The organism is Nocardia sp. NPDC003693 (assembly GCF_053981095.1).
In genome coordinates this window covers 66892-82000 of the sequence record NZ_JBSFNO010000017.1, presented here as the reverse complement: position 1 = coordinate 82000, position 15109 = coordinate 66892, and the positions used below count along the sequence as shown (strand labels likewise).

Annotated in this window: 12 protein-coding genes; 3 read left to right on the top strand and 9 right to left on the bottom strand. The window is 68.7% G+C overall.

The features are described from left to right. Positions 1 to 98: 98 nt before the first annotated feature. The 3 genes from ACWDOP_RS20130 to ACWDOP_RS20120 all read right to left on the bottom strand — a co-directional run bounded on the left by ACWDOP_RS20130 (position 99) and on the right by ACWDOP_RS20120 (position 5261). Positions 99 to 1679 carry a glycosyltransferase family 87 protein gene (locus ACWDOP_RS20130; protein ID WP_456346355.1) on the bottom strand — a complete coding sequence of 527 codons (1581 nt, stop codon included), beginning with the start codon at positions 1677 to 1679 and terminating at the stop codon, positions 99 to 101. A 204-nt stretch (positions 1680 to 1883) separates the two neighbouring features. Beyond that, complete coding sequence (locus ACWDOP_RS20125; RefSeq protein WP_456346354.1) at positions 1884 to 4067, bottom strand: transglycosylase domain-containing protein; 2184 nt, start codon at positions 4065 to 4067, stop codon at positions 1884 to 1886. Between the two features lie 786 nt (positions 4068 to 4853). After that, the gene (locus ACWDOP_RS20120; RefSeq protein ID WP_454200944.1) at positions 4854 to 5261 is read right to left on the bottom strand and encodes a DUF5318 domain-containing protein; all 408 of its coding nucleotides are present in this window, start codon (positions 5259 to 5261) and stop codon (positions 4854 to 4856) included. Between the two features lie 217 nt (positions 5262 to 5478). Between ACWDOP_RS20120 and ACWDOP_RS20115 the strand changes: the two genes are divergently transcribed. Together ACWDOP_RS20115 and ACWDOP_RS20110 are read left to right on the top strand one after the other, a co-directional pair. Next, complete coding sequence (locus ACWDOP_RS20115) at positions 5479 to 6036, top strand: PadR family transcriptional regulator (RefSeq protein ID WP_454200945.1); 558 nt, start codon at positions 5479 to 5481, stop codon at positions 6034 to 6036. Further along, complete coding sequence (locus tag ACWDOP_RS20110; protein ID WP_454200946.1) at positions 6029 to 7126, top strand: inositol-3-phosphate synthase; 1098 nt, start codon at positions 6029 to 6031, stop codon at positions 7124 to 7126. Before ACWDOP_RS20115 ends, ACWDOP_RS20110 begins: the two co-directional genes overlap by 8 nt. Before the next feature lie 190 nt (positions 7127 to 7316). Here the strand turns inward: ACWDOP_RS20110 and ACWDOP_RS20105 are convergent, their stop codons facing one another. The 6 genes from ACWDOP_RS20105 to ACWDOP_RS20080 all read right to left on the bottom strand — a co-directional run bounded on the left by ACWDOP_RS20105 (position 7317) and on the right by ACWDOP_RS20080 (position 14102). Further along, the gene (locus ACWDOP_RS20105) at positions 7317 to 7742 is read right to left on the bottom strand and encodes a GyrI-like domain-containing protein (RefSeq protein WP_454200947.1); all 426 of its coding nucleotides are present in this window, start codon (positions 7740 to 7742) and stop codon (positions 7317 to 7319) included. A 5-nt stretch (positions 7743 to 7747) separates the two neighbouring features. Beyond that, positions 7748 to 8203, bottom strand: coding sequence for a GyrI-like domain-containing protein (locus ACWDOP_RS20100; protein ID WP_454201032.1), 456 nt, complete (start codon positions 8201 to 8203; stop codon positions 7748 to 7750). A gap of 183 nt (positions 8204 to 8386) precedes the next feature. Beyond that, positions 8387 to 10540, bottom strand: a complete 2154-nt coding sequence (locus tag ACWDOP_RS20095) for a transglycosylase domain-containing protein (protein WP_456346301.1) — start codon at positions 10538 to 10540, stop codon at positions 8387 to 8389. Positions 10541 to 10804: 264 nt separating this feature from the next. Continuing rightward, positions 10805 to 11713 carry a carbohydrate ABC transporter permease gene (locus ACWDOP_RS20090; protein WP_456346300.1) on the bottom strand — a complete coding sequence of 303 codons (909 nt, stop codon included), beginning with the start codon at positions 11711 to 11713 and terminating at the stop codon, positions 10805 to 10807. 11 nt (positions 11714 to 11724) lie between these two features. Beyond that, a complete protein-coding gene (locus ACWDOP_RS20085) occupies positions 11725 to 12696 on the bottom strand; it encodes a carbohydrate ABC transporter permease (RefSeq protein WP_456346353.1) in 972 nt (323 codons plus the stop codon). 104 nt (positions 12697 to 12800) lie between these two features. Continuing rightward, positions 12801 to 14102, bottom strand: a complete 1302-nt coding sequence (locus tag ACWDOP_RS20080) for an ABC transporter substrate-binding protein (RefSeq protein WP_456346299.1) — start codon at positions 14100 to 14102, stop codon at positions 12801 to 12803. A 147-nt stretch (positions 14103 to 14249) separates the two neighbouring features. On the opposite strand from ACWDOP_RS20080, the gene ACWDOP_RS20075 reads away from it, so the two are divergent. After that, a complete protein-coding gene (locus tag ACWDOP_RS20075) occupies positions 14250 to 15104 on the top strand; it encodes a DUF2786 domain-containing protein (protein WP_456346298.1) in 855 nt (284 codons plus the stop codon). Positions 15105 to 15109: the final 5 nt, after the last annotated feature.

Sequence of the window (15109 nt, the reverse complement as noted above, 5' to 3'; positions counted from 1 at the left end):
CGGGCCCGGGTCCGGAAGTCCGGCCGGAAACAGACAAGACCCCGCGCTCGAAAGGAGCGCGGGGTCTTGATGTTCGAAGGGGGAAGCGGGGATACCCGCTAAGTCGCCGGCGCCGCCGCGCGCGGCCGCAGCAGCGCGGGCAGGCGGGGCCGATCGGGATCGGGCGCGTGGTTCAGCACCCCGCCGATGGGATCGTCCACCCCGTCCCGGCGCACCGGGTCCTCTTCCGGCCGGTAGATCTGGCGAATCACCAGGGCGCACAGGATGACCACGGCGACATCGCGGATCGCGACGGTGCCCGTGAACCACTGTTCGGGCAGACCCTTCTTGTCGGTGCCCAGGTAGTAGTACATGCGCGGCGCCCAGACCAGGGCGTCGATAGTCATCCAGGCCAGCAGCACCCGGCGGTGCGGCAGCGCCAGCACCGCGAGCGGGATCAGCCACAGCGAATACTGCGGGCTCCACACCTTGTTGGTGAGCAGGAACGCCGCCACGACCAGAAAGGCCAACTGCGCCAGGCGCGGTCGCCGCGCGGCGGTCAGCGCTATCCACCCGATGCCCGCGCACACGGCCAGGAACAGCACCAGCGACACCGCGTTCAGCACCGACGGCGTCTCGCGCGCGGCGAGCACACCGTCGAAACCGGTCCAGCCGGTGAAGGAGCCGATCACGTTGTAGATGGAGTCGGGGTCCGCGTGCCGTTCGGTGTTGAGCCGGAAGAACTCCCACCAGCCCTTGGGGTACAGCACGGCGATGGGCGCGTTCACGGTCAGCCACGTGATCGCGGCCGCCGCGATGGCCGCCCCGGCCGCGCGCAGCGGCCGCAGTCCGCCCCACAGCGGATCGTCGTCGTCGCCGAATCGCGCGGTGCGCAGGCACAGCACCAGGATCGGGCCGAGCAGCAGCAGCGGATACAGTTTGGCCGCCCCGCCCAGGCCGAGCAGCACACCCGCGAGCACGGGCCGCCGCCGCGCCCAGGCCAGCAGTCCGCCGGCCGCGAAAGCCGTTGCGAGGGTGTCGAAATTGGTGAACGCGTGCACCAGGATCAGCGGTGAGAGCGCCATCAGCGCCACGTCCCACACCCGCCGGCCCGCCAGCTGCGCCGATGCCCAGATGGTCACCAGCCACGCGATGGCGAGCCCGAAGGCGACGACGTTGAAATAGATGACCACCTCGAGCGCGCCCGGCAGCGGAGACTGCTTCCACGCCTTGGCGATTCCCATGGCCGCGTACTGGTACAGGCCCGAGACCACCGGGTATTCCATGTACCGGACCTGGGGCATGCCGTCGCCGCCGAAGTCCATCCACTGCTTCTTGTACGGGAACGCGCCCTGATCCAGGCGTTCGGCCCCGTACAGCGGCACCGTGTCCGAGTAGCACATGGCCACGTACTGGCGTCCGTTGTTCCAGTCCAGGCCGAGCACGCCGTTCTCGTCCGGCGCCTGCTGGATACAGGCCGCCTTCCCGAACCAGCTCAGCGCCAGGAAGACCAGCGTGAACGCGAACAGCACCCGCATGGGCGTCCAGAACCGCACCCGGCCGATGACCGCGTGGTCGCCGACCGGTCCGCCGATGAGATCGCACAGCTGGGCGGTGAGAGTGTCGGTGCGACTGGGCTTGTCGCGATCGTCCACCGACCGCAGATCCGCGGCGAGCGGCGCCGGGGATTCGTAGAGCACCGCGCCCGGCTCGGCCGCCGCGCCGCCGAAGGACGCGGCGTCCGCCGGGCCGCCGGGCCGTGCCGCACCCGCCGCGGCGCGCTCGTCACGTCCGTTCCCCGTCGCACCCGAATCCGCGTTCCGGTCGGATTCGGGTGCGTGACCGGCCGACTCGCTGTCCGCTGCCCGCCGGTGCCCCACTCCCTGCTCGATCACGACCCGAGGCTACCGACTCCGGGTCGGTGCGCCGCCGTTGCCGTTCCCATTCCCGTTGCCGTTGCCGCCGTTGCTGTTCCCGGCGGCGCCGGGCGTCGTCGTCACCGGTGAACCGTCCGACGGTGCGACCGGCTGTCCGGGCAGCGGCCCGTCCCCGGAATCCTCCGAGGTGGTCGGCGCCGCGCGCTGCTGGTTCTGCGGGTTGGGCGCCAGCCCGGGAACCGGGATGGTGATGCCGGGCAGGATCTCGACCTGGCTCTGGGTGATGACCGGCGGCAGGACCGGGGAATCCTCGGTCGAGGGCGCGGTGTACGGCGCGGACCAGGACGGGACGCCCGCCTGGCCGCCGATGGCCGCCGGCTTGGGGAAGGACTCGTTCTGCGTGCCCTTGAGCGCGCCGTCCATCGTCTTCTTCCAGATGTCCGACGGCAGGCCGGAGCCGTAGACCGAACCGCCGTTGGCGTTGACCAGCTTGTCGCCCTGTTCGGTGCCCACCCAGACCGCGGTGGACAGCGACGGGGTGTAGCCGACCATCCAGGCGTCACGGTTCGCGCCGGTGTCGCCGAGCTGGTGGGTGCCGGTCTTGGCCGCGGAGTCCCGGTTGCCGGAGAGGTTGTGGTTGCGCGACCAGGCGGCGATCGGCTTCATCGCGGCGGTGACGTTGTCCGCGACGGCGGCCGAGACGCGCTGCTCGCCCGCGGTTTCACCGCGATCGAGCAGGACGGTGCCGTCCGAGGTGGTGACCTTCTGTACGAAATGCGGTGCGCGGTAGACGCCCGAGGCCGCCAGGGTGGCGTACGCGGAGGCCATGTCCAGCGGCCGCACCTGGTACTGGCCGAGCACGACGCCGTTGTTGGGGCCGTTGCCGTCCGGTTCGGTCAGCGTCTTCTCCACGCCCGGAATCGATTCCGGGATGCCGAGCTTGTGCGCCATGTCGGCGATCTTCTGCGGGCCGTCGCCGGGCATGTCCAGCATCATGCGGTAGAAGCTGGTGTTCAGCGAGCGCTTGAGGGCCTCGGCGATGGTGCACATGCCGCACTGCTCGCCCTCGACGTTCGTGATCTTGATGCCGTTCACGGTGACCGGCGAGGAGTCGTACAGCGTGGACAGCGGCTTGCCCAGCTCCAGGTTCTCGGCCAGGCCGAACACCTTGAAGGACGAACCGGCGGGCAGGCCGGCGTTGGCGAAGTCGAAGCCCTGACCGTCGTTGCCGCCGTAGTAGGCGACCACGGCGCCGGTCTTGGGATCCACCGAGACCACCGCGGTGCGCAGGTTCTCGGGTTCACCGTCCATGACGTTGGTGACCGCGTCGAGGGCGGCCTGCTGCGCCTGCGGGTTCAGCGTGGTGGTGATCGACAGGCCCTCGGTGTTCAGCTCGCGCTGGGTGATGCCCGCGGCCTCGAGTTCGGCGAGCACCTGGGTCTTGATCAGGCCCTCCGGACCGGAGTCCAGGTCCTCGTTCTGCGCGGACTGCGCGGCCGGAACCACCTCCGGGAACACGACTCCCGCGCGTTCGGCCGAGGGGAGATTGCCGCCGCTGACCATGCCGTCGAGCACGTAGTTCCAGCGGGTCTCGACGCCCTTGCGGTTCTTCTCCGGGTCCAGGTTGGACGGCTGCTGGATGACGCCCGCCAGCACCGCGCCCTCGGACACGGTGAGTTCGGTGACCGGCTTGCCGAAGTACGCCTTGGCGGCGGCGTCGATGCCGTACGCGCCGCGGCCGAAGTAGATGGTGTTCAGGTACGCGGTGAGGATGTCGTCCTTGGACCACTGCCGCGCCATCTTGGCCGAGATCACCAGCTCGCGCAGCTTACGGGTCAGCGAGCGCTCGTTGCCGACCATGGCGTTCTTCACGTACTGCTGGGTGATCGTGGAACCACCACCGGCGCTTTCCTTGCCGGTCAGGTTGTCCCAGAACGCCCGGCCGAAGCCCTTCATGGAGAAGCCGGGGTTGGTGTAGAAGTCCCGGTCCTCGGCCGCGATCACCGCGTTGCGTACGTGCGGCGGGATCTGGTCGATGCTCACGTCGGTGCGGTTGCCCTCGGGCGGAACCACTTTCGACAGCACGGTGGTGCCGTCGGAGAGGTAGATGGTCGCCACCTGATTGGTCTTGAGGTCGCCCGGGCGCGGCACGTTCACGCCCGAGTACGCCACCAGGAACGCGGTGCTCGGCACCAGGATCGCGACGGCCATCAGGACATAACAGACTCGCCGAACGGTCCGCCAGACCGACTTCTGCTTGGGGCGGCGGCCCTTTCCGCCGGCGCCGCCCGAACCCTCGCCGCCGGGACGCCGCGGCGGCGGACCGCCCGGGGTGTCACCGCGCCTGCCGGTCGCGGGAATCGCGCCCGACGGCGGCCGGGTGCGATCGTCGGCGGGACGCGGGCGGGTGGCGGTACCGGCGCCGGCCGCACCGGCCGCGCGCGGTCCGCGATCTCCGGCCCGGGGGTTGCGTTCGGCCGCGCGGTCGGCGCGATCGGACTGCGCGGCGCGCTGCAGATGCGGCGGCACCGCTTGGCGCTGACCGGTATTCACCCGCTGGGTGGCGTCGGGTGCGGGAAGTTTGCGCGTGGCATCGGGATTCGCGGGCCGCTGCGGCTGATTCGGCGCGGGCCGGCGGGCCTGCCCGCCCGGCGGCGGTACGGGACCGCGCGGCGGCTGGCCGTTCGGCCCGCGCGGCGGCACACCGCCCGGCGCGGGGCGGCCCTGTCCGCCCGGACCCGGTCCGGGCCGGCCCATACCGGGCTGCTGCTGTCGCGGCGCCCCTGGCGGGGGACCTGCCGGTCGCGGCGGCGGATAACCGCCGGGGCCCGGTTGCGAACCGCCACGCTGGGGGCGGCCGCCGTGCGGTCCGTCGTCATAGGGCGAATTCACAGCCTGGATCTCCAATAACTACTCGATACGGTCCTGTAGCTCGATGCGGTCACGTGCCACCGCGGCGGGCAGGTCTGCCCGCTGATCAGCAGTCGACGTGGCCTTTCACTCGGCGCGGGTGCCGGTGCGGCGGCGGCGTCCGGTCGGTGCCGGAGCCTGGCCCACCACGTAGGACTGCACCAGATGGTTCCAACTGCAGGTCCGGCAGACCTCGACGACGTGCACCGAGAACTCCTCGCGAGATTCGGCCATCCGAATCAATTCCTCCGGCGTACGCGCCGACCCCGCTGCCTGACCCAAGCCGTCACCGTAGACCCACGATACGAGTGTGAGCTGTTCTTTTCGGCAGATAGGGCATGTGACCTCGCTCCCGCGCCCGTGGAACTTCGCCGCGCGCAACAGATAGGGATTCGCGTCGCATACCTCGGATACAGCTACTCGCCCCGCGTAGACATCGGCGAGCAGCGACCGGCGCCGAAGCGCATAGTCCACTACCTGCCGCTGTATTCGCACGCGACCCAGAGTACTTGCGGGTGTCCTCCCCCCGCACGCCCCGGATCCACTCTCGAGCCCGCGGGCGGGCCGCTACGAGGTAACTCCGCCCGCCGGGCCGGGTGATCGTGATGCGGGTCGCAGCCAGAAGTCGCCTCCGGTATATCGGCGCGATATAGTTTCGTACTGCATCCATCGGTTAGATCTGTAGACAACAGTCAGGAGGGGGTGAGGCCCGGTGCTCGAGTTGGCAATCCTCGGGCTGCTCCTGGAATCTCCGATGCACGGTTACGAGCTGCGCAAGCGGCTCACCGGGCTGCTCGGCCCCTTCCGGGCCTTCTCCTACGGGTCGCTCTATCCGACCCTGCGGCGCATGCAGTCCGACGGCCTCATCGCGGAAGAGATTCCACCGGGGTTGACCACGCGGCGTGCGCGGCGGGTTTACCAACTGACTGATTTCGGCCGGGAGCGGTTCGCCGAGCTGCTGGCCGATACGGGACCACAGAACTACACCGACGACGGCTTCGGCGTTCATCTGGCTTTCTTCACCCGTACCCCCGCGGAAGCGCGGATGCGGATTCTGGAGGGTCGGCGGAGGCAGGTCGAGGAGCGCCGAGAGGGCTTGCGGGAGGCGATCAAACGAGCCAGCGGGCAGCTGGATCGCTACACCCGCCAACTCCATCAACTCGGTCTCGAATCAAGCGAGCGCGAAGTGCGCTGGCTCAACGAGTTGATTGCTGCGGAGCAATCGACGAAGGCGGCACCACAGAAAGAGGGAAATATCGGCCATGAGTGACATCAACACCGAAGTACGGGTGGCCATTGTCGGCGTCGGTAACTGCGCTTCTTCCCTGGTCCAGGGCGTGCAGTACTACCGGGACGCCGATGCCGACTCGACCGTGCCGGGTCTCATGCACGTCAAGTTCGGCCCCTACCACGTCCGCGACGTCAAGTTCGTCGCCGCGTTCGACGTCGACGCCAAGAAGGTCGGATTCGACCTGGCCGACGCGATCTTCGCCAGCGAGAACAACACCATCAAGATCTCCGACGTGCCGCCGTCGGGCATTTCCGTGCAGCGTGGTCCGACGCTGGACGGCATCGGCAAGTACTACGCGGAGACCATCGAGCTCTCCGACGCCGAGCCGGTCGATGTGGTCAAGGTCCTGAAGGACGCCAAGGTCGACGTGCTCGTGTCCTACCTGCCGGTGGGCTCGGAGGAGGCCGACAAGTTCTACGCGCAGTGCGCGATCGACGCGGGCGTGGCCTTCGTCAACGCGCTGCCGGTGTTCATCGCCTCGGATCCGGTGTGGGCCAAGAAGTTCGCCGACGCCGGTGTGCCGATCGTCGGCGACGACATCAAGTCGCAGGTCGGCGCGACCATCACGCACCGCGTCATGGCCAAGCTGTTCGAGGACCGCGGCGTCACGCTGGATCGCACCTACCAGCTGAACGTCGGCGGCAACATGGACTTCAAGAACATGCTCGAGCGTGATCGCCTGGAGTCCAAGAAGGTCTCCAAGACCCAGGCCGTGACCTCGAACCTCGAGGGTCCGCTCGCCGGCAAGGTGCACGACCGCAACGTGCACATCGGCCCGTCGGACTACGTCGAGTGGCTCGACGACCGCAAGTGGGCCTACGTCCGCCTCGAGGGTCGCGCCTTCGGTGACGTGCCGCTGAACCTGGAGTACAAGCTCGAGGTGTGGGACTCCCCGAACTCGGCCGGCATCATCATCGACGCCGTGCGCGCGGCGAAGATCGCCAAGGACCGCGGCATCGGCGGACCGGTCATCCCGGCCTCGGCGTACCTGATGAAGTCCCCGCCGAAGCAGATCGCCGACGACGTCGCCCGCGCTCAGCTCGAGGCGTTCATCATCGACGCGGAGTAGATCGCCCATCGAGGAAACTCGGCACAGGTGAGGGAGCCCCGGCCGGAAGATTCCGGCCGGGGCTTTGCCGTGCCGGGGGCAGGTGAGCCCCGCCCCCGAATCTCCGATCGGCCGCGGCGTCTCGATCCTCGTCACGAACGCAGCCGCCGCCCGCGATCGCAATCGCGGGCGGCGGCTTGGCTTTTCGGCCTCAGTCGAGCGAGATGTACACCTCGACCGAGGTCGGTCCGGTGTAGCGCTCGATCTCGGCGCGGTGCGAGCGGGTGATCGTGCCCGCGCTCTCGGCCTTGGCGACCTTGGCCCACGCGGTGCGCAGCAGGTCGTAGGGCTTGTCCGACACGACGAACTTGGCGTAGCGGCCGGTCGGGACGCGGGTCACCACATCGCCGGTGTCCAGGTGATCCAGGCCGGGCACCTCGTAGCCGAGGATGGCCACGGCGTGATCGTTCTGGCCGATGTAGGCCGCCACGCGCTCGACCTTCTTCTCGCGGGCGAGGTACCTGTCCCAGGTGAAGTTGACCAGGTCCAGGTCCCGGGCGGTGACCTCGCGCCCGGCCAGGGGGATCGTGAGCCCGCCGACCAGGAACGCGTCCATGGTGATGATCTCGAAATCCACGGCCCCTACCCCTCCGCGCCGGTGTCGAGCGCGACGAAAACCTCAACGGTCCGGGAATCCGGATACCGTTCGTAATCCCCGGTGTACGCGCGGGTCAGCGTGCCCGAGGCTTCCAGATCCCAGACCGTGCGCCAGATCGAGGCGATGACGTCGCCCAGATTGTCGCCGCTGCGGCTGAACCGGGCGAACGTGCCCGCGGGGATGCGCGCGAGCACATCACCGGGCTGTAGGTCCTCCAGCGTCCGGCACCGGTAGCCGACGATATGGGTCAGGTACGAACCGATTTCGGGCGCGTGATCGACATACGCGGTCGCGGGTGGACCGGGCAGGCTGCGCGCGAGGTTCTGTTTCCAGGCCTCCTCGACCTTGGCGCGGCGCGGTCCCTCGACCGCCAGCGCCGGGCTGCGTAGCACCGTTCCGGCCACCAGCGTTTCGTGGCGTTCAACGACATTGAAATCCACCGGCGTCGCCCCTAAGTCTCGTGCTGTCTCCGACCCCACCCTGCTCCTGACCCGCATCCTGCCACCGATCTCCGGAGTCGATGGCACCGGTGGCCGATTCCACAATATCCGCGGCCGGGGGCAGATGGGTCGGGTCGTCGTGATTCATGATCAACAACGATGGGGAAGTCATCTGCGCCGACCTTAACCCGGAACCGGGATGGACAGGCCCGGGAAGATCTCGACCTGCCGGGGTTCGGGCGCCGGCGGGATGATGACCACGGGTTCCTGCTGCGGTCCGGGCCCCGGATTGAGGATGTCGTAGTTCGGATCGGCCGGTGCGGAGCCGGCGATCGGGACCGGATTGGGGAACTGTTCGACCGGCGCGCCCGCCAGCGCGCCGTCCATGGTCTGCTTCCAGATATCGGCGGGCAAACCGGAACCGTAGATCGCCCCGCCGCGCGCGGTCCGAATCGGCTGGGACTGTTCGGTTCCCACCCACACCGCGGTGGACAGCGACGGCGTGAAGCCGACCATCCAGGCGTCCTTGTTGTATCCGGTGTCGCCGAGCTGGGTGGTTCCGGTCTTGGCCGCGGACGGGCGGCCCGCCAGATCGTGCCCGTTGGAGTAGCCCGCGATGGGCAGCATGGCCTGGGCGACGCTGTCGGCGACGGTGGTCTGGATGCGCTGTTCGGTGCGCTGCGGATCGGCGTCGCGGTCCAGCAGCACCCGCCCGTCGCCGGTCAGCACCTTCTGCACGAAATACGGTGCGCGGTAAGCCCCGGAGGCGGCCAGGGTGGCGTAAGCCGAGGCCATGTCGATGGGCCGCACCGAGTACGCGCCGAGCACGATGGCCGGCAGCGGCGGCCCGCCGTCCTCGGTCAGGGTGCGACCGGCGACGCCCGGGATCTGCTCCGGGATGCCGGCCTGGTGCGCGGCGTTCGCGATGGCCTTCGGTCCCTCGAACAGCGCCTGGCTGAGCCGGTAGAAGCTGGTGTTGAGCGAGCGTTTGAACGCCTCGCTCAGCGGGCAGGTGCCGCAGGTCTCGTCCTGCACGTTGGTGATCTTCTCCCCGTTCACGGTGAGCGGGGCGCTGTCGAGCCGATAGGAGAGCGGGATGCCCTGCTCCAGCGCGGCCAGGACCGCGAAAGTCTTGAAGGCGGAACCGGTTTGCAGCGGGGCCTGCGCGAAGTCGAAGCCGATGCCGTCGGGTCCGCCGTAGTAGGCGCGCACCGCGCCCGTGCGCGGATCGATCGACACCACGGCGGTGCGCAGCTCGCCCGGCTGACCGCCCAGGACATCGCCCACCGAGTTCAGCGCCGCCTGCTGGGCGCGGGCGTCGATGGTGGTGATGATCTGCAGCGCACCGGTATTGATCTCCTGCTCGCTGATCCCGGAGGCGCGCAACTCGCGCAGCACCTGGGCGCGGATGAGCCCCTCGGGTCCGCGCGGGATGCTGTCGTCGAGTTCGGTGATCGGCAGGATGTCGGGAAACACGGTGGCGGCCCGCTCGTCCCGGGTGAGCTTGCCCATCTCGATCATGCCGTCCAGCACGTAGGCCCAGCGCGCCCGCAGCGGCTCCAGATGGGTTTCGGGGTCGAGCAGGGAGGGGGTGCGCACCACGGCGGCGAGCACCGCGCCCTCGGCGAGGGTCAGTTCCGGTACGGGTTTGCCGAAGTACGCCTTGGCCGCGGCGGAGATGCCGTACGCGCCGCGGCCGTAGTAGATGGTGTTGAGGTAGGCGGCGAGGATGTCGTCCTTGCTCCACTGCCGCGCCATCTTGGCCGAGATGATGAGTTCGCGCATCTTGCGGCTCAGGGTGCGTTCCGAACTCAGGAAGGCGTTCTTCACGTACTGCTGGGTGATGGTGGAACCGCCGCCGGCGTCCTCGCGGCCCAGGACGTTGTCGCGCGCCGCGCGCACGAAGGCCGAGGTGGAGTAGCCGGGGTTGGTGTAGAAGTTGCGGTCCTCGGCCGAGAGCACGGCGAGGCGGACCGGTTCGGGCACGTCGCGCAGCGGCACCGGGATCCGATTGCCCTCGGGCGGAACGACCTTGGCGATGACGCCCTGGCCGTCGGAGGTCAGGATGGTGGCGATCTGGTTGGTCTGCACCGACTCCGGATCCGGGATCTCCGCGCTCCAGTACGCGAGGGTCAGCACCAGCGACGGCAGCGCGATGAAGATCAGGAACAGGGACAGCGCGAGCCTGCGCAGGCGCTGCGCGCGAGTACGCACCGGCCGCCGGGCCCGGCCGGGTTCGGACGGGCCGGGTGCGGCGGGGGGTTTTCTGCGGCGCTGCGGCCTGCTGTGCCCGGGTTGTCTGGGCAATTCGGTCGTGATCTCGTTCCAGCCTGCCATGCTGGCGTACGGTGCCGGTTCCGGTCGGCGCCGTTTGCGGGACGAGCTCACGAGCATCTCCTTTGGGAGCGTTCGACGAAGCTTGCGTACTAGCGCGCCGCGGGCGCGGCGCGACCCATGCTAGTGGACGCATCCTTTCCCGCTGTTCAATTGCGCGTGGTCGGTTCGCTTGCCCCGGGGCGCGAACGAGACAGGGGTTCCGGCGGTCGATGACCGCCGAAACCCCTGCTGTTTCGCGAAGTTTCGAATGCTCCCCGCGCGGGCTCAGCTCTTGACGCCGCCCGCGGTGAGGCCGGAGATGATCCGGCGCTGGAACAGCAGCACCATGATGACCAGCGGAATGGTCACGATCGTGCCCGCCGCCATGATCGCGGTGTACGGCTCGACCTGCGGGTTGTTACCCGAGAAGCGGGCGATGGCGACGGTCACCGGCTCGGTGGAGTCCACCGAGAGCAGGCGCGCCAGCAGGTACTCGTTGACCGAGGCGATGAAGGCCAGGATCGCGGTGGTGAACACCGCGGGCGCGGCCAGCGGCAGCATGATCAGCCGGAACGCCTGGAAGCGCGAGGCGCCGTCGATCCGCGCCGCCTCCTCCAGCTCCCAGGGCAATTCGGTGAAGAACGACGCCAGGATGTAGACCGTCATCGGCAGCACGAACGAGATGTTCGGGATGATCATCGCCTGGTAGTGCCCGATCCAGCCGATATCGGTGAACAGCTGGAACAGCGGGGTCACCAGCACCACCGCGGGGAACATCGACGCGCTCAGGATGACGCCGGAGACCAGGTACTGGCCCTTGAAGGTCAGCCGGGCCAGCGCGTAGGCGGCCATCACGCCGATGACCAGCGCGACCGCCGTGGTCGCCGCGCCGATCGCGACGCTGTTCACCAGCGCGCGCCCGAAATCGTTGCCGCGGCTGGTGTCGAAGGCGTCGCGGAAGTTCTCCAGCGTCACGTGGGTGGGCCACGGGGTGTTGTCGAAGGTGTAGTCCGGATCGCGCAGCGCGGTGACGACCATCCAGTAGAACGGTCCCAGGCCCCAGACCAGCACGATCAGCGCGCCCAGGTACACCCGCGCGGAGGCCAGTCGCTTGGTCCACGGAACCGCCTGCGGGGCGGGCGCTTTCGGGGAGGCGGCGGCCCGCACCTCGTCCACGGCGGGAGATTTCGACATGCTCACGTTCATCAGTGGGCCTTCCGCTGCTCTTCCTGAGTGCGAACCGCGTTGGCGCCCAGCACCTTCACCAGCATGAACGCGACCGCGAATATCAGGAAGAAGGTGATCACGGACAGCGCCGAGGCGCTGTTCGGACCCTGGCGCACCTGATCGACCACCAGCATCGAGATGGTCCGGGTGTGCGGATTGTCCTGGGTCAGGATCGCGGGCAGGTCGTACATGCGCAGCGCGTCCATGGTGCGGAACAGCACGGCCACCAGCAGCGCGGGCTTGAGCAGCGGCAGCGTGATGTGCACGAAACGCTGCCACGCCGACGCGCCGTCGACCCGGGCGGCCTCGTACACGTCGTTCGGAATGACCTGCAGTCCCGCCAGAATCAGCAGCGCCATGAACGGGGTGGTCTTCCACACGTCGGCGGCGATGACCGCGAAGCGCGCGGCCCACGGATCGGCCGTCCACAGGATCTCGGTGCCGAGCACCCGGTTGACCACGCCGTCGTACTGGAACATGAACTCCCACAGCCGCGCGGTGACGGCGGTGGGGATGGCCCACGGGATCAGCACCGCTGCGCGCAGCAGGGCGCGGCCCTTGAAGGTCTTGCCCATGATGACGGCCATGCCGAGGCCGATGGTGGCTTCGAGCGCGACGGTCACCACGGTGAACAGCAGGGTGATGCCGATCGCGGTCCAGAACTGCGAGCCGAGGTTGCCGGTGGGGCAGCTGACGGTCTCGCCGAGGCCGTTGGTGCACTGCTGCAGCAGCCAGTGCGTGTAGTTGTCGAAGCCGGCGGAGCCGCCCTCGACGAACATGCCGGTCGCGGGGTCGAGTCCCTGATCCTTCTGGAAGGACATCCACAGGGCGCTGGCCACCGGGTAGCCGATCACGACGGCCAGGGCCAGCAGCACCGGGCTGACGAACAGCCAGGCCTTGGCCGATCCGGGTAGGCCGGATCGGCGCTTCGACGGCGGTGCGGGTTTCACGGACTTGGTGGAGTCGGGGGACGCGACCTCGGTCGCTCCCGAAGGACGTGACACCTGTTCTCTTCTCCTACGCGACTGACTCGTCGGGGCAGCTCGTGCCGGGTCTACCGACCGGCGGTCTCGATGCCCTTCTGCATACCGTCGATCGCGGCGTCTACCGACTTCGTGCCGGTCAGGGCAGCATAGGCGTTGTCCTGGATGGCCTTGGACACTGCGGGGTAGAAGGGGGTCACCGGACGCGGCACGGCCGAGGCGATGGACTCCTTGAGCGCGGGCAGGTACGGCATCTTGGCGATGAGCGCCGGATCGTCGTACACCGAGGCGCGCACGGACGGCAGGGCGCCCGAGGCAACGATGTGCTGGGCGTCCTCGGAGATCAGGAAGCGCAGGAAGTCCAGTGCGGTGGCCTTGTTCTTGGAGAACGAGCTGATGGCCGCGTTGTAGCCACCGAGGGTGGAGGCGCCGACGCCGTCCTTGCCGGGCAGCGGGGCGACGCCGAACTTGTCCTTCACCGCGGAGGCGTCCGAGCCGGCGTCACCGAAGGTGGACGGCCAGCCGCGCATGAACATGAGCTTGCCGCTGACGAAGGCGTTCTGGCTCTCGGGCTCCTTGAAGGAGATGGCTTCCTTCGGGATCTCGCCGTTCTTGTACGCGTCGACCAGCACCTGCAGGCCGGCCTTGGCCTGCGGGCTGTTCACGGTGGGGGACTTGCCGTCCGGGCCGACGAAGCTGCCGCCGAAGGCGTTGATGACCTCGGCGGTGTTCACGGTCAGACCCTCGTAGGGCGCGAATTGCCCGGCGTAGCAGCCGATTCCGGCCTCGGCGGCCTTGGGGCAGGCGGCCAGCAGGTCGGTCCAGGTCTTGGGCGGCTCGGGGGCCAGGTCCTTGCGGTAGAACAGCAGGCCGCCGTTGGTGTTTCGCGGCGCGGCGTAGAGGGTGCCGTTGTAGGTGGCCGAGGCGACCGGCGGCGACAGCAGCGTGGAGGTGTCGATGCTGAACCCGTCCTTGAGCGGCTGGATCCAGCCCTGGGCGGCGAATTCGGCGGTCCACGGCACGTCGAGCGCGACCACGTCGTAGTCCGACTGCTTGGCCTTCATGTGCTGCACCAGGTCGTCGTACTGCTGGGAGGCGTCGTTCGACTGCTCCTTGAACGTCACCTTCTCGTCCGGGTGCGAGGCGTTCCAGCGGTCGATGAGCTGCTTGACCGCACCGGTTTCGGTGGTGTCCTTGCCCTCGACGTAGGTGATGGGCCCGCGGCCGGTGAGGTTCTGCGAGGTGGGGTTGCTACCACTGTCGCTGGAGCACGCGCTGGCGAACGTCACGGTCAGCAGCGCTGCTGAGGTGACCACCATCGCGGCACGCGGCACGAGCGACGATCGTAGGGACGACACCTTCTTCAAAACCATCGCGGATACTCCAGGGTCGAGACGTGAGCGGCAGCACACTCAGCCGGTTGCACAAGGGAAGATACATGGTGGGAACTCTGTGTGCCGGGACTACCTCGGGGTTCGCGCCCGCCACCGCAGACATCCGCCCAGCTAGGCTGAGTGCCGATGTCTGCACAGGACAAGTTACTCACCAGGATCGGTGGTCTGCTCCGGCAGGCCGAGTCCACCGACAACGAACACGAGGCCGAAGCCTTCCTCGCCGCAGCTCAGAAGCTCGCGACGCGGTCCGCGATCGATCTCACGGTCGCGCGCGCCCACGTGGCGAGTCGTGAGCGCAGGCCGACGCCGGTTCAGCGTGTCATTCCGATCGGCGAGTCCGGGAAGAAGGGACTGCGGACCTACGTCCAGTTGTTCGTGGCGATCGCCGCCGCGAACGATGTTCGCTGTGATGTCGCCCGCACCTCGACCACGGTCTACGCCTACGGTTTCGACACAGATATCGACACCTGCGCCGCGCTCTACGGGAGCCTGATCGTGCAGATGGTGCGGGCCTCGGACCACTACATCAAATCGGGTTCCTATCGCACGGCCACGACCGAGAAACTGGTGGTCGAGACCACGCGCTGGGGCAGGCAGGTGCAGCGCACGGTGCAGGCCCCGGTGGCGGCGGTGACGGCGCGGTTGAATTTCCAGATGGCGTTCGCGGCCCGGATCGGGCGGCGGCTGGCGGAGATCAAATCCGAGGTGGAGGCCGAGGCGGTGCGCGGTGACGCCGGGCCCGCGGCGCCGGGCGCGCCGCCCACCGGTACGGCAGTGGCGCTGCGCAACAAGGAGATCGAGCTCACGGATTTCTACCGGAGCACCTCCGAGGCGCGCGGGACGTGGCAGGGGCCGCAGGCTTCGGCGGCGTACTCCTCGGCCGCGCGGCGGGCCGGTGATCGCGCCGGGCGCGCGGCCCGGCTCGGGAACAACGCCGAACTGGACGGTCCCCGTGGGCAATTGCCGCGCGGGGAAGGATGATCGGT

What these genes read in the sequence shown, in the direction of transcription:
- ACWDOP_RS20125 (WP_456346354.1), bottom strand. Translation starts at nt 4,067, where the DNA reads ATGGCCGTCGCGATCCTGGTGCCGAGCACCGCGTTCCTGGTGGCGTAC.
- ACWDOP_RS20110 (WP_454200946.1), top strand. Translation starts at nt 6,029, where the DNA reads ATGAGTGACATCAACACCGAAGTACGGGTGGCCATTGTCGGCGTCGGT.
- ACWDOP_RS20095 (WP_456346301.1), bottom strand. Translation starts at nt 10,540, where the DNA reads ATGGCAGGCTGGAACGAGATCACGACCGAATTGCCCAGACAACCCGGG.
- ACWDOP_RS20090 (WP_456346300.1), bottom strand. Translation starts at nt 11,713, where the DNA reads ATGTCGAAATCTCCCGCCGTGGACGAGGTGCGGGCCGCCGCCTCCCCG.
- ACWDOP_RS20080 (WP_456346299.1), bottom strand. Translation starts at nt 14,102, where the DNA reads ATGGTTTTGAAGAAGGTGTCGTCCCTACGATCGTCGCTCGTGCCGCGT.
- ACWDOP_RS20075 (WP_456346298.1), top strand. Translation starts at nt 14,250, where the DNA reads ATGTCTGCACAGGACAAGTTACTCACCAGGATCGGTGGTCTGCTCCGG.